Here is a 24723-nt window from a genome sequence, read left to right on the forward strand (position 1 = left end):
CCCAAAGGAACCAAAGGTCTGTGCCCTGACGTCCGGCCCTCGCTAAGGCTCGGGTTCCTTCGCTCCGGGTTCATCCGGGGGCATCGCCTACGGTTTGCTTCGCTGCACCTCCTCTCGATGCTTTCCCCGTATGAATCCCTCCGCTCAGCCTCCCGACGGGCCTTGAGATCAAGATCAAAAGCTTGTCGAGCTTGCGCTCATCCTGTGTAGGAGCTGCCGAAGGCTGCGATCTTTTGATCTTCGTTGATTTCGCCCCTCACCCCAGCCCTCTCCCGAGGGAGAGGGGGCCGATGGTGGGCTTCTCAAAATCTGTGTTCGGCTCGATATCTCACGTCGGCGTATCTCACCCAAACACCCCGATCAGTCCCCTCTCCCTCTGGGAGAGGGCTAGGGTGAGGGTTTGCTTTTGGCTCTTTTAAATTTGTATCCGCGCTTCCGGGGGACTTCAGACTCTATTGCACTGGCAGGACTAACTTTCGCTCACTGTTTTTAAATATAAAACGGAAGATATTTATTTCGAATGGTTCTCCGAACTTTACGTATTTCGACGGCTACCTGTTACTTCTGACAGTAGACGGATTTCCTGATGTTGGGTTGAATGCCATTGCGATTGCAGAGCATCTACAGGAAGAGATGATATGACTTACCCAATTATTACTGAATACAAAGGCTTTAACATTCATGAAAATAATCCAAGCGATGCCGGTGATCATTTTCAAGGGTTTTATTCGGACGGCCGGCCATTTACAGGTCTTTGCAAATCTAAAGTCGAGGTCGAGCACCTGATTGATGCTAGCCGCGCGTACAGCGGTCGTCCGGATGGCGACTTTGTTGTCAGGTAGCCCAGCAGTTAATGCAGGGTGATTAAGATTGGATATGAGGTTTTGTATTGGAATTTTATTAATAGAGAGAGGAATGGTGATGGCTTATCCGAAAGATATCGAATACAAGGGTTACTTGATTAGAGAGTATGACCCGCAATACCAAGCGAACTCTTTTCAAGCGTGCCACCCGAACGGGGAACCCTTAGGAGGGTTGGATAAGACATTACGTGACGCGAAAGCGCAAATCGATCGTCGATCGTCGCTTGGTAAAAGGTAGCTTGCGCAGACAGAGTTTATCTCTTTGTTGGTTTAAGCCACTAACTGAGTGTCCTTTCAATCGCGACGGGTTGCTCAATGTCTCAACGATAAAAAACCGGCAATCACTGCTGATCGCCGGTTTTTCATTCAGCCAAAATCAAATCACTGCATCAATACTTCAATCGAGCCATCCGCCGTCATGCTGACCTGGCTTGTACCCGCTTCAACTTCAGGCGTCACCGGCGCTGCATCCATTGCCGCCGCTTTCATCATCATCGGTGCGCGCAGGTATGGTTGTGGATAACCGTTGCTGTTGAGGTTCAGGTTGACGATTTTGTAGCCCTTGCCGCCGAGTGCGTCGGTGGCCAGTTGGGCGCGGTTTTTGAACGCGGTGACGGCTTCTTTGAGGAGTTTGTCTTCGCTGGCCTTGCGGGTCGGGTCGGCGATGGCGAAGTCCATGCCGCCCATTTTCAGGTCGCCGAGCAGTTCGCCGGTGAGTTTGGAGAGGGCGGCGAAGTCGGAGCTTTCCAGGCGCAGTTCGGCGCGTTCACGCCAGCCGGTGATCTTTTGGCCTTTGGTGTCGTAGATCGGGTAGCTGTTGCGGCTGCCTTGGCGCAGGGTGATGTCTTTGACTTGTTTGGCCTGGCCGAGGGCCTTGTTCATGGCGGTGCTGATGTCGGCGGCGAGTTTGGCCGGGTCGGTGTTTTGTTCTTCGGTGTAGAGGGTGACGATCATCAGGTCGCGGGCGACTTCCGTGCTGACTTCGGCGCGCAGGGAAATCTGGTTGTAGTGCAGCTCATCGGCGGCCAGGGCCGGGAGGCTGGCGACGCTGCCGACGGTCAGGGCGAGAAGGGCGGCGCTGCGGCGAAATGTGTGCATGAAAGCTCCTTGATGAGGGCGCAGGTGATGGTTCGGGGGCCTGCGTGAAACCATCAGACTCCAGAAAGCAGCTTCAAGTTGCAAGCCTCAAGCTGCAAGCCAAAAGCTTTTACTTGCCGCTTGCAGCTCGAAACTTGCAGCTTTTGCGGTGTGGTCGTTTGCCGCACTTTCGCCTCTCAAGCCCGTGGCTTGGTTATACTCCGTGCGATCCGCCTGGAGCGCTCATCAGGAGAGCTCATGCTCGCCCCCGTACAACTGACTTCCGCCACTCGCCAGAACCTCTGGCGGTTGACGTTCATCCGCACCTTGGTGCTCGCCGCGCAGGCTGGCTCCGTAGGCTTGGCCTACTGGCTGCAGCTGTTGCCGTTGCCGTGGGTGCAACTGGCGATGACCCTCGGCTGCTCGACGCTACTTTGCGTGTTCACCGCCGTGCGCCTGCGCACCTCGTGGCCGGTGACCGAGCTCGAATACGCGCTGCAACTGGCCTGTGATCTGGTTATCCACAGTGCCTTGCTGTATTTCTCCGGCGGTTCGACCAACCCGTTCGTTTCCTATTATCTGGTGCCGCTGACCATCGCTGCGGTGACGCTGCCATGGCGTTATTCGGTGGTGCTGTCGGGTATCGCGCTGGCCTTGTACACGGTGATGCTGACGCGGTTCTATCCGCTGGAAACCTTGCCGATCGCCCGTGAAAACCTGCAGGTCTACGGCATGTGGCTGAGCTTCGCGCTTGCTGCCGCCGTCATCACCTTCTTCGCTGCGCGCATGGCCGAAGAGCTGCGTCGTCAGGAAGAGTTGCGGGCGATTCGCCGTGAAGAAGGTCTGCGCGATCAACAGCTGCTCGCTGTTGCGACGCAAGCCGCCGGCGCTGCCCATGAACTCGGCACGCCGCTGGCGACCATGAGCGTGCTGCTCAAAGAGATGCAGCAGGATCACCCCGATCCGCTGCTGCAGGACGATCTGAAAGTGCTGCAGGATCAGGTCAAACTCTGCAAGGAAACCCTGCAGCAACTGGTGCGCGCCGCCGAAGCCAATCGTCGTCTGGCGATCGATATGCAGGACGTCACCGACTGGCTCGATGAGGCACTCAATCGCTGGCACCTGATGCGTCCCGAGGCAAGTTACCGTTTCCATCGTCTCGGCCAAGGCACGGTGCCGCGCATGGCGCCGCCGCCGGATCTGACCCAGGCGCTGCTCAATCTGCTGAACAACGCCGCCGACGCCTGCCCGGAAAACCTTCAGGTAACCCTGGATTGGGATGCCGAAGACGTCACCATCAGCATTCGTGATCACGGCGCCGGTGTGCCGCTGGCCATCGCCGAGCAGATCGGCAAACCGTTTTTTACCACCAAGGGCAAAGGTTTCGGCCTGGGCCTGTTTTTGAGCAAGGCCAGCGTGACACGCGCCGGCGGCTCAGTGAAACTCTATAGTCATGAGGAAGGCGGCACGCTCACCGAGCTGCGCCTGCCCCACGGCGCCCGAGGAGACCAACATGAGTGACGAAATCCAAGTCGAAGGCGAAGAACTGCCGCATTTGCTGCTGGTCGATGACGACGCAACATTCACCCGCGTCATGGCCCGCGCCATGGCTCGCCGTGGCTTTCGCGTCAGCACCGCCGGTTCCGCCGAAGAAGGCCTGACCATCGCCCAGGCCGATCTGCCGGACTACGCCGCGCTCGACCTGAAAATGGACGGCGATTCCGGTCTGGTGCTGCTGCCCAAGCTGCTGGAGCTGGATCCGGAAATGCGCGTGGTGATCCTCACCGGTTATTCGAGCATTGCCACCGCGGTCGAAGCGATCAAGCGCGGCGCCTGCAACTACCTGTGCAAACCGGCCGACGCCGACGACGTATTGGCCGCGCTGCTCTCCGAGCACGCCGACCTCGACAGTCTGGTGCCGGAAAACCCGATGTCGGTTGACCGCCTGCAGTGGGAACACATCCAGCGCGTGCTCACCGAACACGAAGGCAACATCTCCGCCACTGCCCGCGCCCTGGGCATGCACCGCCGCACCCTGCAGCGCAAACTGCAGAAGCGTCCGGTTCGTCGCTGAACCTGCGCTGAACGACTATCGCCAGCCCTCGCGATAAAACGCACCGATCAACTATGATCGGTGCGTGTCTGTTCTTTTCTATATCGAGCCTTTTCCATGAATCAGAACGCTGAATATTCCGCGGTCAACGATGCTGTGCGCGGGCAGTTTTTTCGCAAGGTGTGGGCGATCATCACGCCGTATTGGCGCAGTGAAGAGAAGGGCAAGGCCTGGACGCTGTTGATTGCCGTGATCGCGCTCTCGCTGCTCAGCGTGGGCATTTCGGTGTGGTTCAACACTTGGTACAAAGACTTTTACAACGCGCTGCAAAAGAAAGACGAGGCAGCGTTTTGGCAGTTGATTCTGTATTTCTGCGGGATTGCCGCCGTGGCGATTATCGGCGCGGTGTATCGGCTGTATCTGACGCAGATGCTGACGATTCGCTGGCGGGCCTGGCTCACCGAAAAGCATTTCTCCCGTTGGCTTTCCGACAAGAATTACTACCAGCTGGAGCAGGGCGGTTATACCGATAACCCGGATCAGCGGATTTCCGAAGACCTCAATAACTTCACTTCCAACACCCTCGAGCTGGGCATCGGCCTGCTGCGCAATATTGTCAGTCTGGTGTCGTTCTCGATCATTTTGTGGGGCGTGTCGGGCAGTATCGAAGTCTATGGCGTGACCATTCCCGGCTACATGTTCTGGTGCGTGCTGGTTTACGCGATCGTCGGCAGTTGGCTGACGCATTTGATCGGGCGTCGCTTGATCGGCCTGAACAACCAACAACAACGCTTCGAAGCCGACCTGCGTTTTTCCATGGTGCGGATTCGTGAGAATGCTGAAAGCATCGCGTTGTACAACGGCGAACCGAATGAAAATCGTCGCTTGAGCGGGCGCTTCGGCAATGTCTGGCATAACTTCTGGGACATCATGAAAGTGTCCAAGCGCCTGACCTTTTTCACCGCCGGTTACAGCCAGGCGGCGATTATTTTCCCGTTTATTGTCGCTTCGCCGCGTTACCTTGCCGGCAAGATCGAGCTCGGTGAGCTGATGCAGATCAGCTCGGCGTTCGGCAACGTTCAAGAGAGTTTCAGCTGGTTCATCAGTGCCTATCAGAGCCTCGCGTCGTGGCGCGCCACGTGTGATCGTCTGCTGAGTTTCCGTCAGGCGATGACCGATAACGAAGAGCGCAAGCCTGCGATCGATGTGCAGAATCAGGGCAGCGAATTGAAGGTGCACAACCTCGGTCTGGATCTGGCCGACGGTCGTCATCTGCTGACCAGCGCCGACATGACCGTTGAACCGGGTGATCGAGTGATGCTCAGCGGGCGTTCCGGCAGTGGTAAATCGACACTGCTGCGGGCGATGGGGCATTTGTGGCCAGCGGGGCACGGCAACATTCGTCTGCCGGCGGCGCGTTATCTGTTCCTGCCGCAAAAACCCTATCTGCCAATCGGCACGTTGCGCGAAGCATTGAGTTATCCACAACCGAGCGAGACCTACGCGCCTGAACGTTATGCCGAGGTGCTGGAAACCTGCCGCTTGCCACATCTGGTGGCGCGACTGGATGAAGCCAATCACTGGCAGCGCATGCTGTCGCCGGGTGAGCAGCAACGACTGGCCTTCGCCCGCGCGCTGCTTTACGCACCGCATTGGCTGTACATGGACGAAGCCACATCGGCGATGGATGAAGAGGATGAGGCGACGTTGTATCAGGCGTTGATCGATCAATTGCCGGGGTTGAGCATCGTCAGCGTCGGACACCGCAGCAGTTTGAAACGCTTCCACCCTAGACATGTACGCATCGACAGCGGCCATCTCGTCGAGCAACCCGTCACCGCCTGACCCCCCGGAGCCCTTGTAGGAGCTGCCGGAGGCTGCGATCTTTTGATCTTGATCCATAAAATCAAAAGATCGCAGCCTTCGGCAGCTCCTACAAGGAGGTCGCGTTGACAGTGATCGTACAACCCGCTTGAGCTATGATGGCCTCAAGCCGAATTTTCGAGACAAAATGCAGACCATGGAAAACCTGATCGACACCCCACGCCTCCCGCGCAAGCGCCGCAGCCTGGCACAGGAACTGGTGACGGTGCTGACCGAGCAGATCCGTGACGGCCTGCTCAAACGGGGCGATAAGCTGCCCACCGAGTCGGCGATCATGCAGGAGCACGGCGTCAGTCGCACCGTGGTGCGCGAGGCGATCTCCCGTCTGCAAGCCGCCGGGCAAGTGGAAACCCGCCACGGCATCGGCACGTTTGTGCTCGACACACCGAGCCCGAGCGGCTTTCGCATCGATCCGGCCACCGTCGTCACCTTGCGTGATGTTTTGGCCATTCTCGAATTGCGCATCAGCCTCGAAGTCGAGTCCGCCGGCCTCGCCGCGCAACGCCGCAGCCCCGAGCAACTGGCAACCATGCGCGCCGCCCTCGATGCGCTAAACGACAGCGTCGCCCACGCCAGCGATGCCGTCGCGTCTGACTTCGCCTTCCACTTGGAAATCGCGCTGTCGACCGGCAACCGCTACTTTACCGACATCATGACCCACCTCGGCACCAGCATCATTCCGCGCACGCGGCTGAACTCAGCACGTCTGGCCCATGACGATCAGCAGCACTACATGAATCGCGTCAGCCGCGAGCATGAAGAGATTTATCAGGCGATTGCCCGGCAGGATTCCGATGCGGCAAGAGCGGCGATGCGGCTGCATTTGACGAATAGCCGCGAAAGGCTGCGCCAGGCTCATGAAGAGGCGCAGGCGCAGCGGGGATAAAGGGAAAGATCAAAGCTCATCGACTTCATAGTCGATGTAATCGATTTGTCCGTCGAACAGTAATTTGAAGGTTTTTTCGACAATGACAAAGCGTTGATCGGGCAGAGCTTCGAATTCGACAAAGTCGTTGATCTGAACGTGCAGGTCGAATTCTCGGGGGATCTCCAGCGGAGCAACTCGTGAATCGGGAGAGAAGTTGAAGCGATGCATGGCCTTCATGTCGGGGGATTTCTGGGCTGGAAATTTCTCCGATTCGGCCTGCTTTTTCAGAAGCCGGCACCTGTAAGAAAACCAGTTTCGACGAATGGTCATGCTTTCTGACGCCTTTGTATCGTCCTGAAATCGCCATCGCGAGCAGGCTCACTCCTACCTTGAAATGCGTTCCAATGTGGGAGTGAGCCTGCTCGCGATGGGGCCAGCCGCCGTCATAGATTTTTCAGTCTTAGGACAACATCTCTCCTTACCTCCGCTCTATTAACTTTTCTCCATGGTTGCTCGAGGGCTCTGCCACGGCCTTCAATAACGATAAAAGCAATCCTGTCCGACAAAAAACCACCCACAACGATGAAATGCAGTTGACGGTTATCTTTTAAGTTGTACGATGACCTACAACTTCAGCGAAGGCTGAACGTGACAATCACAACAATATTGCTACCCAGGGTGTTCGAATAATGAATCCACAAGAACTGAAGTCCATCCTCTCTGCCGGCCTGCTGTCCTTCCCGGTTACCGATTTCAATGCGCAGGGTGATTTCAACCGTGCGGGCTACATCAAGCGTCTAGAATGGCTGGCCCCGTACGGCGCTTCGGCTCTGTTCGCAGCGGGCGGCACCGGTGAGTTCTTCTCCCTGGCCGCCAGCGAATATTCGGAAATCATCAAGACTGCCGTCGACACTTGCGAAACCAGCGTGCCGATTCTCGCCGGTGTCGGCGGTTCGACCCGTCAGGCCATCGAATACGCACAGGAAGCCGAGCGTCTGGGCGCCAAAGGCTTGCTGTTGCTGCCGCACTACCTGACCGAAGCCAGTCAGGACGGCGTTGCCGCACACGTTGAAGCGGTGTGCAAATCGGTCAACATCGGTGTGGTCGTCTACAACCGCAACGTTTGCCGCCTCAACGCGCCGCTGCTGGAACGTCTGGCCGAGCGCTGCCCGAACCTGATCGGTTACAAGGACGGTCTGGGCGATATCGAGTTGATGGTGTCGATCCGACGCCGCCTCGGTGATCGCTTCAGCTACCTCGGTGGCTTGCCGACCGCCGAAGTCTACGCCGCTGCCTACAAGGCGCTGGGCGTGCCGGTTTACTCCTCGGCGGTGTTCAACTTCATTCCGAAAACCGCGATGGATTTCTACCACGCGATCGCTCGCGAAGATCACGCCACCGTCGGCAAGATCATCGACGACTTCTTCCTGCCGTACCTCGACATCCGCAACCGCAAGGCCGGTTACGCCGTGAGCATCGTCAAGGCCGGCGCCAAAATCGCTGGCTATGACGCCGGCCCGGTGCGCGCACCGCTGACCGACCTGACCGGCGAAGAGTACGAAATGCTCGCCGCGCTGATCGACAAGCAAGGTGCGCAATAACCCCCGAACAAACCGAGGCCGCTGAGCAATCAGCGGCTTTTGCGTCGAGAGGAGAAAAGGCTGTGACTGATTCCAAGCGTTACGACAATTACATCAACGGTGAATGGGTTGCCGGTGCCGATTACTCGGCTAACATCAACCCGTCCGAATTGAGCGACACCATCGGCGACTACGCCAAGGCTGATCTGACTCAGGTTCACGCGGCCATCGACGCGGCGCGCGCTGCGTTCCCGAACTGGTCGACATCGGGCATTCAGGCCCGTCACGATTCGCTGGATAAAGTCGGCACGGAAATCCTCGCTCGTCGCGAAGAACTCGGCACCTTGCTGGCGCGGGAAGAGGGCAAGACCCTGCCCGAAGCCATCGGCGAAGTAACGCGCGCCGGCAACATTTTCAAATTTTTCGCCGGTGAATGCCTGCGTCTTTCTGGCGACTACGTGCCGTCGGTGCGCCCGGGCGTCAACGTCGAAGTCACCCGCGAAGCGCTGGGCGTGGTCGGTCTGATCACCCCGTGGAACTTCCCGATCGCGATTCCGGCATGGAAGATTGCTCCGGCGCTGGCCTACGGCAACTGCGTGGTGCTGAAACCGGCCGATCTGGTGCCGGGTTGCGCTTGGGCACTGGCCGAAATCATCTCCCGCGCGGGCTTCCCGGCCGGCGTGTTCAACCTGGTGATGGGCAGCGGTCGAGTGGTTGGCGACGCGCTGGTGCAGAGCCCGAAAGTCGACGGCATCAGCTTCACCGGTTCGGTGGGCGTGGGTCGTCAGATCGCCGTTAACTGCGTGTCGCGTCAGGCGAAAGTGCAGCTGGAAATGGGCGGCAAAAACCCGCAGATCATTCTCGACGACGCTGACCTCAAACAAGCGGTCGAGCTGTCGGTACAGAGCGCGTTTTACTCCACCGGTCAGCGTTGCACCGCGTCGAGCCGCTTGATCGTCACCGCCGGGATTCACGACAAATTTGTCGAAGCGATGGCCGAGCGCATGAAGTCGATCAAGGTCGGCCACGCGCTGAAATCCGGCACCGACATCGGCCCAGTGGTTTCGCAAGCACAGCTTGAACAGGACATGAAGTACATCGACATCGGTCAGTCCGAAGGTGCGCGTCTGGTCAGCGGCGGTGGTCTGGTGACCTGCGACACCGAAGGTTACTTCCTCGCGCCAACGCTGTTTGCCGACAGCGAAGCGTCGATGCGCATCAGCCGCGAAGAGATCTTCGGCCCGGTGGCCAACATCGTTCGCGTGGCCGATTACGACGCGGCGCTGGCGATGGCCAACGACACCGAGTTCGGTTTGTCGGCGGGTATCGCGACGACCTCGCTGAAGTACGCCAACCACTTCAAACGCCACTCGCAGGCCGGGATGGTGATGGTCAACTTGCCGACCGCCGGCGTCGATTACCACGTTCCGTTCGGTGGCCGTAAAGGTTCATCCTATGGCTCACGTGAGCAAGGCCGCTATGCCCAGGAGTTCTACACCGTGGTGAAAACCAGCTACATCGGCTCCTGAATGCAGCACGCGGTGTCGACCCTGACACCGCAATCCCTGTAGGAGCTGCCGCAGGCTGCGATCTTTTGATCCTGATCTTAAAAACAAGATCAAAAGATCGCAGCCTTCGGCAGCTCCTACAGGGAATAAAAGCAACGCCAAAGAAGATTCACCCGCGCATAAAAATAATCAGTGGGAGTACATCTACATGCAATCGTCCAAGCCGACTCACGTCCGCTATTTGATCTTGCTCATGCTGTTTCTGGTGACCACGATCAACTACGCCGACCGTGCCACGATCGCCATTGCCGGCTCCAGCCTGCAAAAAGATCTGGGCATCGACGCGGTCACCCTCGGCTACATCTTCTCTGCATTCGGTTGGGCCTACGTGGCCGGGCAAATTCCCGGTGGCTGGCTGCTCGATCGTTTCGGCTCGAAAAAAGTTTACGCCCTGAGCATTTTCACCTGGTCGCTGTTCACCGTGCTGCAAGGCTTTGTCGGTGAATTCGGCATGTCCACGGCGATCGTTGCGCTGTTTATGCTGCGCTTCCTCGTTGGTCTGGCTGAGGCGCCATCGTTCCCGGGCAACGCACGTATTGTTGCTGCGTGGTTCCCGACCGCTGAACGCGGCACCGCGTCGGCGATCTTCAACTCGGCACAATATTTTGCCACCGTGTTGTTCGCGCCGCTGATGGGCTGGATCGTGTACTCCTTCGGTTGGGAGCACGTGTTTATCGTCATGGGTATTCTCGGGATTGTGTTTTCGCTGGTCTGGCTGAAAGTGATCTACAGCCCGCGTGAGCACCCACGCATCAACGAAGCCGAGTTCAAGCACATCGCTGAAAACGGCGGCATGGTCGACATGGATCAGACGGGCAAAAAGTCCGACGGCCCGAAATGGGATTACATCCGTCAGTTGCTGACCAATCGCATGATGCTCGGCGTGTATCTGGGTCAATACTGCATCAACGGCATCACCTATTTCTTCCTGACCTGGTTCCCGGTGTACCTGGTGCAAGAGCGTGGCATGACCATTCTCAAGGCCGGTTTCATCGCTTCGTTGCCGGCGATCTGCGGCTTCATTGGCGGCGTGCTTGGCGGGGTGATTTCTGATTACCTGCTGCGCAAGGGCCACTCGCTGACCTTCGCCCGTAAAGCACCGATCATCGCTGGTCTGCTGGTGTCCAGCAGCATCGTTGCCTGCAATTATGTTGATGTGGAATGGATGGTCGTTGGCTTCATGGCCCTGGCCTTCTTCGGCAAAGGCGTTGGCGCACTGGGCTGGGCGGTGGTCTCCGACACCTCACCAAAACAGATCGCCGGTCTGAGCGGCGGCCTGTTCAACACCTTCGGCAACATTGCTTCGATTACCACACCGATCGTGATTGGCTACATCATCAGCTCCACCGGTTCGTTCAAATGGGCGCTGGTGTTCGTCGGTGCCAACGCACTGGTGGCGGTGTTCAGCTATCTGGTCATCGTTGGCCCGATCAAACGTGTGGTACTCAAAGAGCCGCCAACCAACGGCGGTGTTGAAGCCAGCGGTAAATTGTCTCAAGCGCATTCCTGAGGAGCGGCGTCATGCAGTTGATTGAACATTCCGACTCGCCGCGCCACATCCGCCTGCACGAGCGGGACAATGTGGTGGTCGTGGTCAATGACCAGGGCGCACCGGCCGGCACTGAATTTGCCGATGGTCTGGTGACCGTGGAATTCGTGCCGCAGAGCCACAAGATCACCCTCGAAGACATTGCCGAGGGCGGTCAGGTGATTCGCTACGGTCAGGTCATTGGCTACGCGTTGCAGCCGATCCGCCGGGGCAGTTGGGTCAAGGAAGATCAACTGCGCATGCCGACCGCGCCGCCACTGGACAGCTTGCCGCTGTCCACCGACGTGCCGGACGCGCAGGCACCGCTGGAAGGCTTCACCTTCGAAGGCTATCGCAACGCTGACGGCACCGTCGGCACGCGCAATATTCTCGGCATTACTACGACCGTGCAGTGCGTCACCGGCGTGCTCGATCACGCGGTGAAACGCATCAAGGATGAGCTGCTGCCGAAGTACCCGCACGTCGATGACGTGGTGGCGCTGACGCACAGTTACGGCTGCGGCGTGGCGATCACCGCCACCGACGCCTACATCCCGATTCGCACCGTGCGCAATCTGGCGCGCAACCCGAACCTCGGTGGCGAGGCGTTGGTGATCAGTCTGGGCTGCGAGAAATTGCAGGCCGGGCAGGTGATGCACGAGGACGATGCGTCGGTCGATCTCAGTGATCCGTGGCTGTATCGCTTGCAGGATTCCAGTCACGGTTTCACCGAGATGATCGAGCAGATCATGCAACTGGCCGAAGTCCGTTTGAAGAAACTCGACCAGCGCCGCCGCGAAACCGTGCCGGCGTCCGAGCTGATTCTTGGCATGCAATGCGGCGGCAGCGATGCGTTTTCCGGGATCACCGCCAACCCGGCGCTGGGCTATGCCTCCGACTTGTTGTTGCGCGCGGGGGCTACGGTGATGTTTTCCGAAGTCACCGAAGTGCGTGATGCGATTTACCTGCTGACCTCTCGCGCCGAGACCAAGACCGTCGCCGAAGAACTGGTGCGCGAGATGGACTGGTACGACCGTTACCTGGCCAAGGGCGAGGCGGATCGCAGCGCCAACACCACGCCGGGCAACAAGAAGGGCGGGTTGTCGAACATCGTCGAGAAGTCACTGGGGTCGATCGTCAAATCCGGCAGCAGCGCGATCAATGGCGTGCTCGGCCCGGGTGAACGTTTCAAGCAGAAGGGGCTGATTTTCTGTGCGACGCCGGCGAGTGATTTTGTCTGCGGGACGTTGCAGCTGGCGGCCGGGATGAATTTGCATGTGTTCACTACTGGGCGGGGTACGCCGTACGGTTTGGCGATGGCGCCTGTGGTGAAGGTGTCGACGCGCACGGAGTTGGCGCAGCGTTGGCCGGATCTGATTGATATCGACGCCGGGCGGATTGCCACCGGGCGCGCGACGATTGAGGAATTGGGTTGGGAGTTGTTTCACTACTATCTGGATGTGGCGAGCGGCAAGCAGCAGACGTGGGCGGAGAAGCACAAGCTGCATAACGACATTACGTTGTTTAACCCGGCGCCGATTACCTGATGTGTGATCGGCTTGCCCCTCACCCCAGCCCTCTCCCAGAGGGAGAGGGGGCCGATCCGGGGATATTTGAGAAGTACATCGACCTGAAAGTGCTTTGCCGAATCCATAATCGAATCGGTCTTGCAGGTCGATGTCTTACGCAAGACACGTCGGTCAGTCCCCTCTCCCTCCGGGAGAGGGTTAGGAGGGGCTTTTAAGGCTTTTGGCTTATCATTAGCCACCTAACGACGCTCACCCAAGGCTCCCTCGGCATGCTGGCAATTTTCCTCGAAACCCTGAACATCACCGCGCCGGTGTTTGCCATGCTGTTTCTTGGTGTGCTGCTCAAGCGCATCGACTGGATCAACGACAACTTCATCCACACCGCCTCGGCGCTGGTGTTCAACGTGACCATGCCGGCGCTGTTGTTCCTCGGCATTCTGCACGCCGACCTGCACGCCGCGTTGCAACCAGCGTTGCTGATCTACTTCTCCGTCGCCACACTCGTCTGTTTTGCCATTGCCTGGGGCTGGGCGATTTTCAAGTGCCCGCGTGAAGATCGCGGCATCTACACCCAAGGCGCGTTTCGCGGTAATAACGGCGTGATCGGTCTGGCGCTGGCGGCGAGCATGTACGGCGATTACGGGATTTCCCTCGGGGCGATTCTCGCGGCGTTGGTGATCCTGTTTTACAACACGCTATCGACGATTGTGCTGGCGGTGTACAGCCCGGTGATCAAGTCCGATCCGTGGAGCATCTGCAAAAGCGTGTTCAGCAATCCGCTGATCATCAGCGTGATTGCGGCGGCGCCGTTTGCCTATTTCAAGATCGGTTTGCCGGGGTGGCTGGAGACTTCCGGGCAGTATCTGGCGCAGACCACGTTGCCGCTGGCGCTGATCTGCATCGGCGGCACCCTATCGCTGGCGGCGTTGCGCAAGAGCGGCAACATGGCGCTGAGTTCGAGTCTGGTGAAGATGATCGGTTTGCCGGTGCTGGCGACGCTCGGGGCGTGGTTGTGCGGCTTTCGTGGGGCGGAGTTGGGGATTCTGTTTCTGTACTTCGGCAGCCCGACGGCGGCGGCGAGTTTCGTTATGGCGCGGGCGGCGCAGGGCAATCATGAGTTGGCGGCGGCGATTATTGTGCTGACCACGTTGATGGCGGCGATTACCACCAATGTCGGGATCTTCGTTTTGCAGTGGGGTGGGTGGATCTGATTTTGAGTTTGTGTTGTTGCTGAGGGCCTTTTCGCGAGCAAGCCCGCTCCCACAGGGGAATGCATTCCAAATGTGGGAGCGGGCTTGCTCGCGAAGGCGTCGGTTCAATCACTCAGGTTTCTGATAGGTATCGATCACTTCCTGCGCCGCGCGAAACGCATCTATCGCCGCCGGCACGCCGGCATACACCGCGCAATGCAGCAGCGCCTCACGAATCTCGTCCACTGTGCAGCCGTTATTCAACGCCCCACGTACATGCCCCTTCAACTCCTGCGGACACTTCAGCGCCGTCAGCGCGGCCAGGGTAATCAAGCTGCGCGTCTTCAGCGGCAAACCTTCGCGATTCCACACACCGCCCCATGCATGTTCATTAACGAAATCCTGCAACGGCTGGGTGAACTCGCTGGCGTTGCCCAGCGCGCGATCAACAAACGCATCGCCCATTACCTGGCGGCGAACTTCTACCCCGGACTTCTTCGATTCGGTCATGGCATATCACTCTTGTGGTGTTGGCGGCGCCAGGCGCGGATGGACGTAAACAACAAATACCCCAGCAGCGGCGGCAGAACGTAAAACAGCATCAAGCGCTCGAGCTTGCCGGCCAGCGGCATGCCGGTGGTGAACGACACCACGTGCAGCCCGTAGACCAGATACAAACCGAGCAGCAACAAACCTTCGGCGCGGGTCACGCGGTAGCCGGAATAGAACACCGGCAGGCACAGCGCGGCGACGCCGAGCATCACCGGCAGATCGAAATCCAGTGCGTTCGGCGATACCGACAATGGTGTCGGCGCGATCAAAGCGGTGAGGCCCAACACGCCGAGCAGGTTGAACAGATTGGCGCCGATCACGTTGCCCACGGCGATGTCGCGTTGGCCGCGCAGGGCGGCGATCAGCGAGGTCGCCAGTTCCGGCAGCGACGTGCCGACGGCGACCACGGTCAGACCGATCACCCGTTCCGAGAAGCCCAGATCCGTCGCCACCACCACGGCAGCGCCGAGCAGCAAATGACCGGCAAAAACCAACATCGCCAGCCCGAAGATGATCATCAAAACGCTGGCAAGCCATGAGGTTTTTGCCGCGCCGGGTTGCGCGGAACGCGGTCGCGCCGAGTGCCGTGACTGACGCAACAGCAAGCCGAGATACAACGCCAAAGCGCCGAGCAAGAGAATGCCGTCGAAGCGGCTGATCTCTTCATTCCACGCCAACACGAATACCAGCAGACTGGCGCCGATCATCAGCGGAATGTCGAGACGCACCAGTTGCCGTGACACGCGCAGCGGAATGATCAGCGCCGACAGGCCGAGAGTTACAAGGATGTTGAAGATGCTGCTGCCGACCACACTGCTGACGGCGATGTCGGGGTTGTGCCCCAGCGCGGCTTGCACGCTGACGGCCATCTGCGGCGCACTGCTGCCGAGGGCGACAATGGTCAGGCCGATGATTAATGGACGCACATGCAGACGCTCGGCCAGCCGCACCGCCGCGCGCACCATCAGTTCTGCGCCGAAGATCAGCAGGCACAGGCCGGCGAGCAATTCGATCACGCTGATCAGCGGTAAATCGGTCAGTCCAAAAATGGTCAGCGCTCCATCAGTCGAGGGCCTGCACGCGAACCCGCGCGGTACCGCTGCTGAGCATACCGAGTTGTTTGGCGGCTTCGCGTGAAACATCAATCAGGCGTCCACGCGTATGCGGGCCACGATCGTTGATGCGCACCACAACGGACTCATCGTTTTTCAGGTTGGTGACCTTCACCCGCGTGCCAAAGGGTAGCTGGCGGTGGGCGGCGGTCAGGGAATTCTGGTTGAACGCTTCGCCACTGGCGGTGCGTTTACCGTGGTGCTTGGCACCGTAATAAGAAGCGACGCCGGTCTGGTCGTAACCGTGCGGGTCGATGGTGTCGGTACTGGCACAGCCGGCCAGCAAAGAGAGCAGGGCGCAGGCGCCGAGCAGACGTTTCATTCAGATACTCCAAAGTGATCGTTCCCACGCTCCAGCGTGGGAATGCATCCCGTGACGCTCTGCGTCACACCGCAATGGACGCGGAGCGTCCGGGGCGGCATTCCCACGCAGAGCGTGGGAACGATCCCCGAGCGCGGGGCCAGAATCAGCCTTCGAGCTTGCTTTTCAGCAGTTCGTTCACTTGCTGCGGGTTGGCTTTGCCTTTCGACGCTTTCATCGCCTGACCGACAAAGAAGCCGAACATCTTGCCGCGTTTGGCTTCATCCGCCGCACGATACTGTTCAACTTGCTCGGCGTTGGCCGCAAGCATTTCGTCGAGCACCGCCGAGATTGCGCCGCTGTCGGTCACTTGTTTCAGGCCGCGTTTTTCGATGATCTCGTCTGCGCTGCCTTCACCGTTGGCCATCGCTTCAAACACCACCTTGGCGATCTTGCCGGAGATGGTGTTGTCCTTGATGCGCAGCAGCATGCCGCCCAACAGTTCCGCCGACACCGGCGACTCGTCGATGTCCAGGCCTTGCTTGTTGAGCAGGCTGCCCAACTCGACCATCACCCAGTTCGCCGCCAGTTTGGCGTCGCCGCCGATGCTCGCGACTTTCTCGAAGTAATCGGCTTGCTCGCGGCTGGTGGCCAGCACGCTGGCGTCGTAGACCGACAGACCGAATTGCTCCTGGAAACGCTCGCGTTTTTGCGGTGGCAGTTCCGGCAGGGTGGCGCGCACCTCGCCGAGGAACGACTCTTCGATGACCACCGGCAGCAGATCCGGATCGGGGAAGTAACGGTAGTCGTTGGCTTCCTCTTTCGAACGCATCGGACGGGTCTCGTCCTTGTTCGGATCGTACAGACGGGTCTGCTGGATCACTTTGCCGCCGTCTTCGATCAGCTCGATCTGACGCTGGATCTCGGAGTTGATCGCCTTCTCGATGAAGCGGAACGAGTTGACGTTTTTGATCTCGCAACGCGTGCCGAACTCAACCTGACCTTTCGGACGGATCGACACGTTGCAGTCGCAACGCAGCGAGCCTTCGGCCATGTTGCCGTCGCAGATGCCCAGATAACGCACCAGCGCGTGGATCGCCTTGACGTAAGCCACGGCTTCCTTGGCGCTGCGCATGTCCGGCTCGGAAACGATTTCCAGCAGCGGCGTGCCGGCACGGTTCAGGTCGATGCCGGTGGCACCGTTGAATTCTTCGTGCAGGCTCTTGCCGGCGTCTTCTTCCAGGTGCGCGCGGGTGATGCCGACACGTTTGACCGTGCCGTCTTCCAGCGCGATGTCCAGGTGGCCCTTGCCAACGATCGGCAATTCCATCTGGCTGATCTGGTAGCCCTTCGGCAAGTCCGGATAGAAGTAGTTTTTACGGGCGAACACGTTGTGCTGACCGATCTCGGCGTCAATCGCCAGACCGAACATCACCGCCATGCGCACCGCTTCCTGGTTCAGCACCGGCAACACGCCAGGCATGCCCAGATCGATCAGGCTGGCCTGGGTGTTCGGCTCGGAACCGAATGTGGTGGAACTACCGGAAAAGATTTTCGACCGGGTAGTGAGCTGAGTGTGAATCTCCAGCCCGATCACGACTTCCCATTGCATGTGTGTCTCCTCAGAAGCCGGTTGGGGTGCGGGTGTGCCAGTCAGTGTTGAGCTGATACTGGTGGGCAACGTTCAACAGGCGACCTTCCTGGAAATACGGCGCAAGCAACTGCACGCCCACCGGCAGACCGTCGACAAAACCGGCCGGCATCGACAGGCCCGGCAGGCCCGCGAGGTTGGCGGTGATGGTGTAGACGTCTTCCAGATAGGCAGCGACCGGGTCGCTGTTCTTCGCGCCGAGCTTCCAGGCCGGGTTCGGCGTGGTTGGGCCGAGGATGATGTCGACTTCATTAAACGCAGCCATGAAGTCGTTCTTCACCAGACGACGGATCTTCTGCGCTTTCAGGTAGTAGGCGTCGTAGTAACCGGCGGACAGCGCGTAGGCACCGACCATGATCCGGCGCTGGACTTCCGGGCCGAAACCTTCGCCACGCGAGCGCTTGTACAGGTCGATCAGGTCTTTCGGTTGCTCGCAGCGATGGCCGAAACGCACGCCGTCGAAACGCGACAGGTTCGAGGAGGCCTCTGCTGGCGCGATCACGTAGTACGCAGGAATCGCGTGCTGCATGTTCGGCAGGCTGATTTCCTTGATCACGGCACCGAGCTTCTGCAGCTCTTTAATGCTGTTCTGGATCAGCTCGGCGATGCGTGGGTCGAGACCGGCGCTGAAGTATTCCTTCGGCACGCCGATGCGCAGGCCTTGCAGCGAATCGCCGAGGCTTGCGGAGTAATCCGGAACCGGCTCATCGATGCTGGTGGAGTCGTTCTGATCGAAGCCAGCCATACCTTGCAACAAAATTGCGCAGTCTTCGGCCGTGCGCGCCAACGGGCCGCCCTGATCGAGACTGGAGGCGTAAGCGATCATGCCCCAGCGCGAAACACGACCGTACGTCGGTTTCAGGCCGGTGAGGTTGGTGAACGCTGCTGGCTGACGAATCGAACCGCCGGTATCGGTGGCCGTCGCCGCAGGCAACAGACGAGCGGCAACTGCGGCCGCCGAACCGCCGGACGAACCGCCCGGTACGTGTTCCAGATTCCACGGGTTTTTCACCGCGCCGTACCAGCTCGACTCGTTGGCCGAACCCATGGCGAATTCGTCCATGTTGGTCTTGCCCAGGGTCACGGCGCCGGCAGCGGCCAGTTTCGCGACCACGGTGGCGTCGTACGGGGCCTTGAAGTTGTCGAGCATCTTCGAGCCGCAGCTGGTGCGAATGCCTTGGGTGCAGAACAAGTCTTTGTGGGCGATCGGCGCGCCGAGCAGGGCGCCGCTCTCACCGTTGGCGCGGCGGCCATCGGCGGCTTTCGCCTGCTCGAGGGCCAGCTCTTCGGTGAGGCTGATGAAACTGTTGAGCTGCGGATCGAGCTGGGTGATACGCGCCAGCAGGACTTTGGTCAGCTCTTCGGAGGAAAACTTTTTATCGGCGAGACCGCGGGCGATCTCGGCCAGAGTCATTTGATGCATTGCAGGCTCATTCCCTTTAGTCGATGACTTTCGGAACCAGATACAGGCCGTTTTCGACCGCTGGTGCGATGGACTGGTAGGCCTCGCGGTGATTAGTCTCGGTCACGACGTCGGCACGCAGGCGCTGACTGGCTTCCAGCGGGTGGGCCAGAGGCTCGATACCGTCGGTATTAACAGCCTGCATTTCGTCGACCAGCCCGAGAATGCTGTTGAGGGCGGAAGTAATGTGTGGAAGATCAGCATCATTGAGGCCAAGGCAGGCCAGATGAGCAATCTTTTCCACGTCGGAGCGTTCTAGCGCCATCGGGATTCTCCAGTGGAAAACAGAACACACGGCGTCCGTGTGTTAGATTGTTCGGAACACTACCGCACTTCTACGGTCATAAGGCCGCGATTGTGGGGCTTGGTGCACAGAAAAGCGGCCAATTTAACATATTGGCGCCTTGCCCAAAATCCCTGTCGTTGTTAGAGTTTGCCGCACTTTTTTACCCACGCGTTGCCTAGGGTCCCTTTCCCATGTTCAAGAAACTGCGTGGCATGTTTTCCAGCGATCTTTCCATTGACCTGGGCACTGCCAACACCCTTATTTACGTGCGCGAGCGCGGTATCGTCCTGAATGAGCCATCGGTTGTGGCTATTCGGACACACGGTAATCAGAAAAGTGTCGTCGCTGTCGGCACCGAAGCCAAGCGCATGCTCGGTCGTACGCCGGGCAACATTGCTGCCATTCGTCCGATGAAAGACGGCGTGATCGCCGACTTCAGCGTCTGCGAAAAGATGCTGCAATACTTTATTAACAAAGTTCACGAAAACAGCTTTCTGCAGCCTAGCCCTCGTGTGCTGATCTGCGTTCCATGCAAATCCACCCAGGTTGAGCGTCGCGCCATCCGTGAATCGGCTCTTGGTGCCGGTGCCCGTGAAGTATTCCTGATCGAAGAGCCAATGGCCGCTGCGATCGGTGCCGGCCTGCCGGTCGAAGAAGCGCGCGGTTCGATGGTCGTGGATATCGGTGGTGGTACCACTGAAATCGCACTGATCTCGCTGAACGGTGTGGTCTATGCCGAATCCGTACGCGTTGGCGGCGACCGCTTCGACGAAGCGATCATCACCTACGTGCGCCGTAACTACGGCAGCCTGATCGGTGAATCCACCGCTGAGCGCATCAAACAGGAAATCGGTACTGCCTACCCGGGCGGCGAAGTTCGCGAAGTCGATGTTCGCGGTCGCAACCTGGCCGAAGGCGTTCCACGCGCATTCACCCTGAACTCCAACGAAGTGCTGGAAGCTCTGCAAGAGTCCCTGGCCACCATCGTTCAGGCCGTGAAAAGCGCGCTGGAGCAATCGCCGCCGGAACTGGCGTCCGACATCGCCGAGCGTGGCCTGGTGCTGACCGGTGGTGGCGCGTTGCTGCGTGACCTCGACAAGTTGCTGGCGCAGGAAACCGGTCTGCCGGTGATCGTTGCCGAAGATCCGCTGACCTGTGTTGCTCGCGGCGGTGGCCGTGCATTGGAAATGATGGATAAGCACACCATGGATCTGCTCTCCAGCGAATAAGTGCTGGGTTGCAATACGTGGGTGAGCGCGCGCAGGCAGCACTTTGCAGTGCTGCCTGTTGGCGTTTATCTTCTGTCAGTCTTCATCCAGGCCGGTTTGATGCCGTATGAATAAACAGAACATTTGCCTGGGAGGAGCGGCTTATTAAACCGCTTTTCGCCAAAGGCCCTTCGTTGGGTGTGCGCCTGTTGGTGCTGGCCGTGCTGTCGGTCGCGCTGATGGTCGTCGATGCCCGCTTCAGTCTGCTCAAGCCTGCACGCAGCCAGATGTCGCTGGTGCTGATGGATGCCTACTGGATCACTGACCTGCCCGGACGTTTATGGGAAGGCGTGGCCAGTCAATTCGGCAGCCGTACCGAGCTTGTCGCCGAAAATGAAAAACTCAAGACCGAAAACCTGCTGCTGCAGGGTCGCATGCAAAAGCTTGCCGCCCTCACCGAGCAGAACGTTCGGCTGCGCGAGTTGCTGAATTCTTCCGCACTGGTCAACGAAAAGGTCGAAGTGGCCGAGTTGATCGGCATGGATCCCAATCCTTTCACCCATCGCATCATCATCAATAAAGGTGAGCGCGACGGCGTGGTGCTCGGTCAACCGGTGCTCGATGCGCGCGGCTTGATGGGCCAGGTGGTCGAGTTGATGCCTTACACCTCACGTGTATTGCTGTTGACCGACACCACTCACAGCATTCCTGTGCAGGTGAACCGTAACGGTCTGCGTGCGATTGCCAGCGGCACCGGTAACCCGGAACGTCTGGAATTGCGCCACGTTGCCGACACCGCCGACATCAAAGAAGGCGATCTGCTGGTCAGCTCCGGTCTCGGCCAGCGTTTCCCGGCCGGTTACCCGGTGGCGACGGTCAAGGAAGTGATCCACGATTCCGGTCAGCCCTTCGCCATCGTCCGCGCTGTGCCGACGGCAGCCCTGAATCGCAGCCGCTACATGCTGCTGGTGTTCAGCGACACCCGCACGCCGGAAGAGCGCGCCAATGACGCCGCGCAAGCCCAGGAAAATCTCGACGCGCAGGGCGGTGGCCCGGTGATCCCGGCCACTGTGCCGAAAACCGTCACGCCACCTGCCGCCGCTGCGGCGACTCCAGCAGCAACGCCCGCCGCACCGGCCGCTGCCGCTGCGACCCCGGCCAAGCCGGCTGCGAGCAAACCGCCAGCGGCGTCAAAACCGCCCGCCGCCAGTAAACCTCCGGCCGCTCAGCCGGCTGCACGGCCAGCGGCGAAACCGCCGGTGACTGCGCCCGCCACCACCGGGAGACAAGAATAATGGTCGGAGCGACTGCCTCGCGTAACGGCTGGATCGTCTGGCTGACCTTTGCCATCGGCCTGCTGCTCAGTGTTTCGCCGTTGCCGCAATTCATGGAAATCCTCCGCCCGCTGTGGCTGGCGCTGCTCCTGACATTCTGGGCGCTGTACATGCCGCAAACGGTCGGGATGGTCACCGCGTTTTGTCTGGGTCTGGCTGAAGACGTGCTCTACGGCACGCTGCTGGGGCAGAACGCTTTGATCCTGACGCTGATTACTTTCCTCGTCCTCTCGTTGCAGCAGCGCTTGCGCATGTTCCCGATGTGGCAGCAGTGCCTGGTGATTCTGGTGATCTTCGGCCTCGCCCAGCTCGTGCAGCTGTGGCTCAGCGCGTTGACCGGCAACCGTCAACCGACGCTGGCGCTGGTATTGCCGGCACTGGTCAGCGCCTTGCTCTGGCCGTGGATCAGCTTCGCTCTGCGTGGATTGCGCCGCCGCTACAAGATCAATTGAGTCGATCAGGCATGTGCCCGCACCGGTGACGCCGCCAACAGGGAAGAGTATTTGTGAGGCAGGGCACTAAACAGGGAGATGTCGTGATGAAGTCGCTTTACCTTGCCTCAGGTTCGCCGCGTCGGCGTGAATTGCTCACGCAGATCGGCGTGCCGTTCACCGCCATCAGCGCGGACATCGATGAAACCCCTTTAACCAACGAATCCCCTTCGGCCTACGTCGAGCGTCTGGCGCGCGGCAAAGCCGAGGCCGGGCGACGCACGCTTGTGTCCGCCGAACAGCATTGTGTGCTGGGCGCGGATACCGCTGTGGTGCTCGACGGTAAAATTCTCGGCAAACCGGTGGACGAAGCCGACGCATGCGCCATGCTGATGATGTTGTCCGGCAAGGAGCATGAAGTGCTGACGGCAATCGCCGTGCTCGACGACGAGCGTTGCGAGTCGCGCGTGGTGCGCAGTCTGGTGCGGTTCCGCCCGATCAGTCGTGAAGAAGCCGCGGCCTACTGGGCCAGCGGTGAACCCCGGGACAAGGCCGGTGGCTATGGCATTCAGGGCCTCGGCGCAGTGTTTGTCGCCGGGCTCAATGGCAGTTACTCGGCGGTGGTCGGGTTGCCCATTTGCGAAACCGCAGAACTGCTGGGCCATTTCGGCATACCCTGTTGGCAAAACCTAAGCGCGCAATGAGCGTCGTACGAAACCAGATGCGGCCATTATCGTGAAAATGTCTGAACGAGATCCTGCCATGAGTGAAGAGATTCTGATCAACATCACGCCGATGGAATCGCGCGTGGCGGTGGTCGAAAACGGTGTGCTGCAAGAAGTCCATGTCGAGCGCACGCAAAAACGCGGGATCGTCGGCAACATCTATAAAGGCAAGATCGTCCGGGTACTGCCGGGCATGCAGGCGGCATTCGTCGACATCGGTCTGGATCGCGCCGCGTTCATTCATGCCTCGGAAATCTCCCTGCGCGAAGGCTCCTCCGTTGAAAGCATCAGCGCGCTGGTGCACGAAGGCCAGAGCCTGGTGGTGCAAGTCACCAAAGACCCGATCGGCTCGAAAGGCGCCCGCCTGACCACACAACTGTCGATCCCGTCGCGCTATCTGGTGTACATGCCGCGCACCGCTCACGTCGGCATTTCCCTGAAAATCGAAGACGAAGCCGAGCGCGAACGCCTGAAAAAGGTGGTCAGTGATTGCGTGGCCAAAGAAGGCATTCAGGAAGCGGGCGGCTTCATTCTGCGCACCGCGGCCGAAGGTGCCGGCGCTGAAGAAATCCTCATGGACATTCGTTATCTGCGCCGTTTGTGGGATCAGATCAACGAACAAATCAAAACCATCGGCGCGCCGAGCGTGATTTACGAAGACCTCGGTCTGGCCTTGCGCACCCTGCGCGATCTGGTCAGCCCGAAGATCGAGAAGATCCGCATCGACTCACGGGAAACCTTCCAGAAAACCACGCAGTTCGTCGCCGAGCTGATGCCGGAGATCGCCGATCGTCTGGAACATTACCCGGGCGAGCGGCCGATTTTCGATCTGTATGGCGTCGAAGATGAGATCCAGCGCGCCCTTGAGCGCAAAGTCCCGTTGAAATCCGGCGGCTATCTGGTGATCGATCCGGCGGAAGCCATGACCACCATCGACGTCAACACTGGCGCGTTCGTCGGTCATCGCAACCTTGAAGAAACCATTTTCAAGACCAACCTCGAAGCCGCCACCGCGATTGCCCGGCAGATGCGCCTGCGTAATCTGGGCGGGATCATCATCATCGACTTCATCGACATGGAAGATGAAGAGCATCAGCGTCAGGTGCTGCGCACGCTGGAGAAACAGCTGGAGCGCGATCACGCCAAGACCAACATTATCGGCATCACCGAGTTGGGCCTGGTGCAGATGACCCGCAAGCGCACCCGCGAAAGTCTTGAGCAAGTGCTGTGCGAGCCGTGCAGCAGTTGTCAGGGCCGTGGCAAATTGAAGACTCCGGAAACCATCTGTTACGAGATTTTCCGCGAGATTCTGCGTGAGGCCCGTGCCTATCAGGCCGAGGGTTATCGCGTACTGGCGAACCAGAAAGTGGTTGATCGACTGCTCGATGAAGAATCGGGTAACGTCGCCGAACTTGAAGGGTTTATCGGTCGCACCATTCGCTTCCAGGTGGAAACCATGTATTCCCAGGAACAATACGACGTGGTGCTGCTCTGATCCCCTGCGTCACATTTTTTCTACCG

The 24723-nt window shown here is 59.3% G+C and carries 22 protein-coding genes and 1 pseudogene; 15 read left to right on the plus strand and 8 right to left on the minus strand.

Annotation, left to right across the window (positions count from 1 at the left end):
• Positions 1-638 precede the first annotated feature (638 nt).
• The gene (locus GVL50_RS06150) at positions 639-842 is read left to right on the plus strand and encodes a hypothetical protein (protein WP_159812141.1); all 204 of its coding nucleotides are present in this window, start codon (positions 639-641) and stop codon (positions 840-842) included.
• A gap of 402 nt (positions 843-1244) precedes the next feature.
• Here GVL50_RS06150 and GVL50_RS06155 read toward each other — a convergent pair whose 3' ends face one another.
• A complete protein-coding gene (locus GVL50_RS06155; RefSeq protein WP_053117072.1) occupies positions 1245-1961 on the minus strand; it encodes an SIMPL domain-containing protein in 717 nt (238 codons plus the stop codon).
• A gap of 237 nt (positions 1962-2198) precedes the next feature.
• On the opposite strand from GVL50_RS06155, the gene GVL50_RS06160 reads away from it, so the two are divergent.
• The 4 genes from GVL50_RS06160 (at position 2199) to GVL50_RS06175 (ending at position 6763) form a co-directional block, all read left to right on the plus strand.
• Positions 2199-3461 (plus strand): ATP-binding protein, encoded by a 1263-nt coding sequence (locus GVL50_RS06160; RefSeq protein WP_053117073.1) that lies wholly within the window; start codon positions 2199-2201, stop codon positions 3459-3461.
• The gene (locus GVL50_RS06165) at positions 3454-4014 is read left to right on the plus strand and encodes a response regulator transcription factor (protein ID WP_003221630.1); all 561 of its coding nucleotides are present in this window, start codon (positions 3454-3456) and stop codon (positions 4012-4014) included. The genes GVL50_RS06160 and GVL50_RS06165 overlap by 8 nt, the downstream gene beginning before the upstream one ends.
• Before the next feature lie 96 nt (positions 4015-4110).
• Positions 4111-5838 (plus strand): ABC transporter ATP-binding protein/permease, encoded by a 1728-nt coding sequence (locus GVL50_RS06170; RefSeq protein ID WP_053117074.1) that lies wholly within the window; start codon positions 4111-4113, stop codon positions 5836-5838.
• A 175-nt stretch (positions 5839-6013) separates the two neighbouring features.
• Positions 6014-6763, plus strand: a complete 750-nt coding sequence (locus GVL50_RS06175) for a FadR/GntR family transcriptional regulator (RefSeq protein ID WP_178124161.1) — start codon at positions 6014-6016, stop codon at positions 6761-6763.
• A 9-nt stretch (positions 6764-6772) separates the two neighbouring features.
• Here GVL50_RS06175 and GVL50_RS06180 read toward each other — a convergent pair whose 3' ends face one another.
• The gene (locus GVL50_RS06180) at positions 6773-7075 is read right to left on the minus strand and encodes a hypothetical protein (protein ID WP_159812143.1); all 303 of its coding nucleotides are present in this window, start codon (positions 7073-7075) and stop codon (positions 6773-6775) included.
• A 359-nt stretch (positions 7076-7434) separates the two neighbouring features.
• On the opposite strand from GVL50_RS06180, the gene kdgD reads away from it, so the two are divergent.
• The 5 genes and pseudogenes from kdgD to GVL50_RS06205 all read left to right on the plus strand — a co-directional run bounded on the left by kdgD (position 7435) and on the right by GVL50_RS06205 (position 14161).
• A complete protein-coding gene (gene kdgD / locus GVL50_RS06185) occupies positions 7435-8346 on the plus strand; it encodes a 5-dehydro-4-deoxyglucarate dehydratase (protein WP_093435890.1) in 912 nt (303 codons plus the stop codon).
• 62 nt (positions 8347-8408) lie between these two features.
• Entirely contained in the window at positions 8409-9854 is a 1446-nt protein-coding gene (locus tag GVL50_RS06190; protein WP_159812144.1) for an aldehyde dehydrogenase family protein, read from the plus strand.
• 157 nt (positions 9855-10011) lie between these two features.
• Positions 10012-11403, plus strand: a pseudogene (locus GVL50_RS06195) (MFS transporter); the annotation flags it as partial.
• 11 nt (positions 11404-11414) lie between these two features.
• Positions 11415-12968: a galactarate dehydratase gene (gene garD / locus GVL50_RS06200; RefSeq protein WP_053117079.1), complete on the plus strand. Its 1554-nt coding sequence runs from the start codon at positions 11415-11417 to the stop codon at positions 12966-12968.
• A 251-nt stretch (positions 12969-13219) separates the two neighbouring features.
• Positions 13220-14161, plus strand: a complete 942-nt coding sequence (locus GVL50_RS06205; protein ID WP_159812145.1) for an AEC family transporter — start codon at positions 13220-13222, stop codon at positions 14159-14161.
• A gap of 108 nt (positions 14162-14269) precedes the next feature.
• On the opposite strand, the gene GVL50_RS06210 is transcribed toward GVL50_RS06205, so the two are convergent.
• The 6 genes from GVL50_RS06210 to gatC all read right to left on the minus strand — a co-directional run bounded on the left by GVL50_RS06210 (position 14270) and on the right by gatC (position 19483).
• On the minus strand, positions 14270-14650 hold the full coding sequence (locus GVL50_RS06210; RefSeq protein WP_159812146.1) for a carboxymuconolactone decarboxylase family protein: 381 nt from the start codon (positions 14648-14650) through the stop codon (positions 14270-14272).
• Complete coding sequence (locus GVL50_RS06215) at positions 14647-15708, minus strand: calcium/sodium antiporter (protein ID WP_159812147.1); 1062 nt, start codon at positions 15706-15708, stop codon at positions 14647-14649. The genes GVL50_RS06210 and GVL50_RS06215 overlap by 4 nt, the downstream gene beginning before the upstream one ends.
• A gap of 46 nt (positions 15709-15754) precedes the next feature.
• Positions 15755-16126 (minus strand): septal ring lytic transglycosylase RlpA family protein, encoded by a 372-nt coding sequence (locus GVL50_RS06220; RefSeq protein ID WP_053117082.1) that lies wholly within the window; start codon positions 16124-16126, stop codon positions 15755-15757.
• A gap of 145 nt (positions 16127-16271) precedes the next feature.
• Positions 16272-17717, minus strand: a complete 1446-nt coding sequence (gene gatB, locus GVL50_RS06225) for an Asp-tRNA(Asn)/Glu-tRNA(Gln) amidotransferase subunit GatB (protein ID WP_008085412.1) — start codon at positions 17715-17717, stop codon at positions 16272-16274.
• A 10-nt stretch (positions 17718-17727) separates the two neighbouring features.
• Positions 17728-19179, minus strand: a complete 1452-nt coding sequence (gene gatA / locus GVL50_RS06230; RefSeq protein WP_159812148.1) for an Asp-tRNA(Asn)/Glu-tRNA(Gln) amidotransferase subunit GatA — start codon at positions 19177-19179, stop codon at positions 17728-17730.
• A gap of 16 nt (positions 19180-19195) precedes the next feature.
• Positions 19196-19483, minus strand: coding sequence for an Asp-tRNA(Asn)/Glu-tRNA(Gln) amidotransferase subunit GatC (gene gatC / locus GVL50_RS06235; protein WP_007901429.1), 288 nt, complete (start codon positions 19481-19483; stop codon positions 19196-19198).
• A gap of 212 nt (positions 19484-19695) precedes the next feature.
• On the opposite strand from gatC, the gene mreB reads away from it, so the two are divergent.
• The 5 genes from mreB to rng all read left to right on the plus strand — a co-directional run bounded on the left by mreB (position 19696) and on the right by rng (position 24697).
• Positions 19696-20733 (plus strand): rod shape-determining protein MreB, encoded by a 1038-nt coding sequence (gene mreB, locus GVL50_RS06240; RefSeq protein ID WP_002555108.1) that lies wholly within the window; start codon positions 19696-19698, stop codon positions 20731-20733.
• Between the two features lie 143 nt (positions 20734-20876).
• Positions 20877-22007 (plus strand): rod shape-determining protein MreC, encoded by a 1131-nt coding sequence (gene mreC / locus GVL50_RS06245; RefSeq protein ID WP_082341383.1) that lies wholly within the window; start codon positions 20877-20879, stop codon positions 22005-22007.
• Positions 22007-22498, plus strand: a complete 492-nt coding sequence (gene mreD, locus GVL50_RS06250; protein WP_053117085.1) for a rod shape-determining protein MreD — start codon at positions 22007-22009, stop codon at positions 22496-22498. The genes mreC and mreD overlap by 1 nt, the downstream gene beginning before the upstream one ends.
• Before the next feature lie 86 nt (positions 22499-22584).
• The gene (locus GVL50_RS06255; protein WP_159812149.1) at positions 22585-23181 is read left to right on the plus strand and encodes a nucleoside triphosphate pyrophosphatase; all 597 of its coding nucleotides are present in this window, start codon (positions 22585-22587) and stop codon (positions 23179-23181) included.
• Between the two features lie 58 nt (positions 23182-23239).
• Positions 23240-24697, plus strand: coding sequence for a ribonuclease G (rng, locus tag GVL50_RS06260; RefSeq protein ID WP_053117087.1), 1458 nt, complete (start codon positions 23240-23242; stop codon positions 24695-24697).
• The last annotated feature ends 26 nt before the right edge of the window (positions 24698-24723 follow it).

Source organism: Pseudomonas sp. 18058 (genome assembly GCF_902706155.1).
Classification (GTDB): domain Bacteria; phylum Pseudomonadota; class Gammaproteobacteria; order Pseudomonadales; family Pseudomonadaceae; genus Aquipseudomonas; species Aquipseudomonas rustica.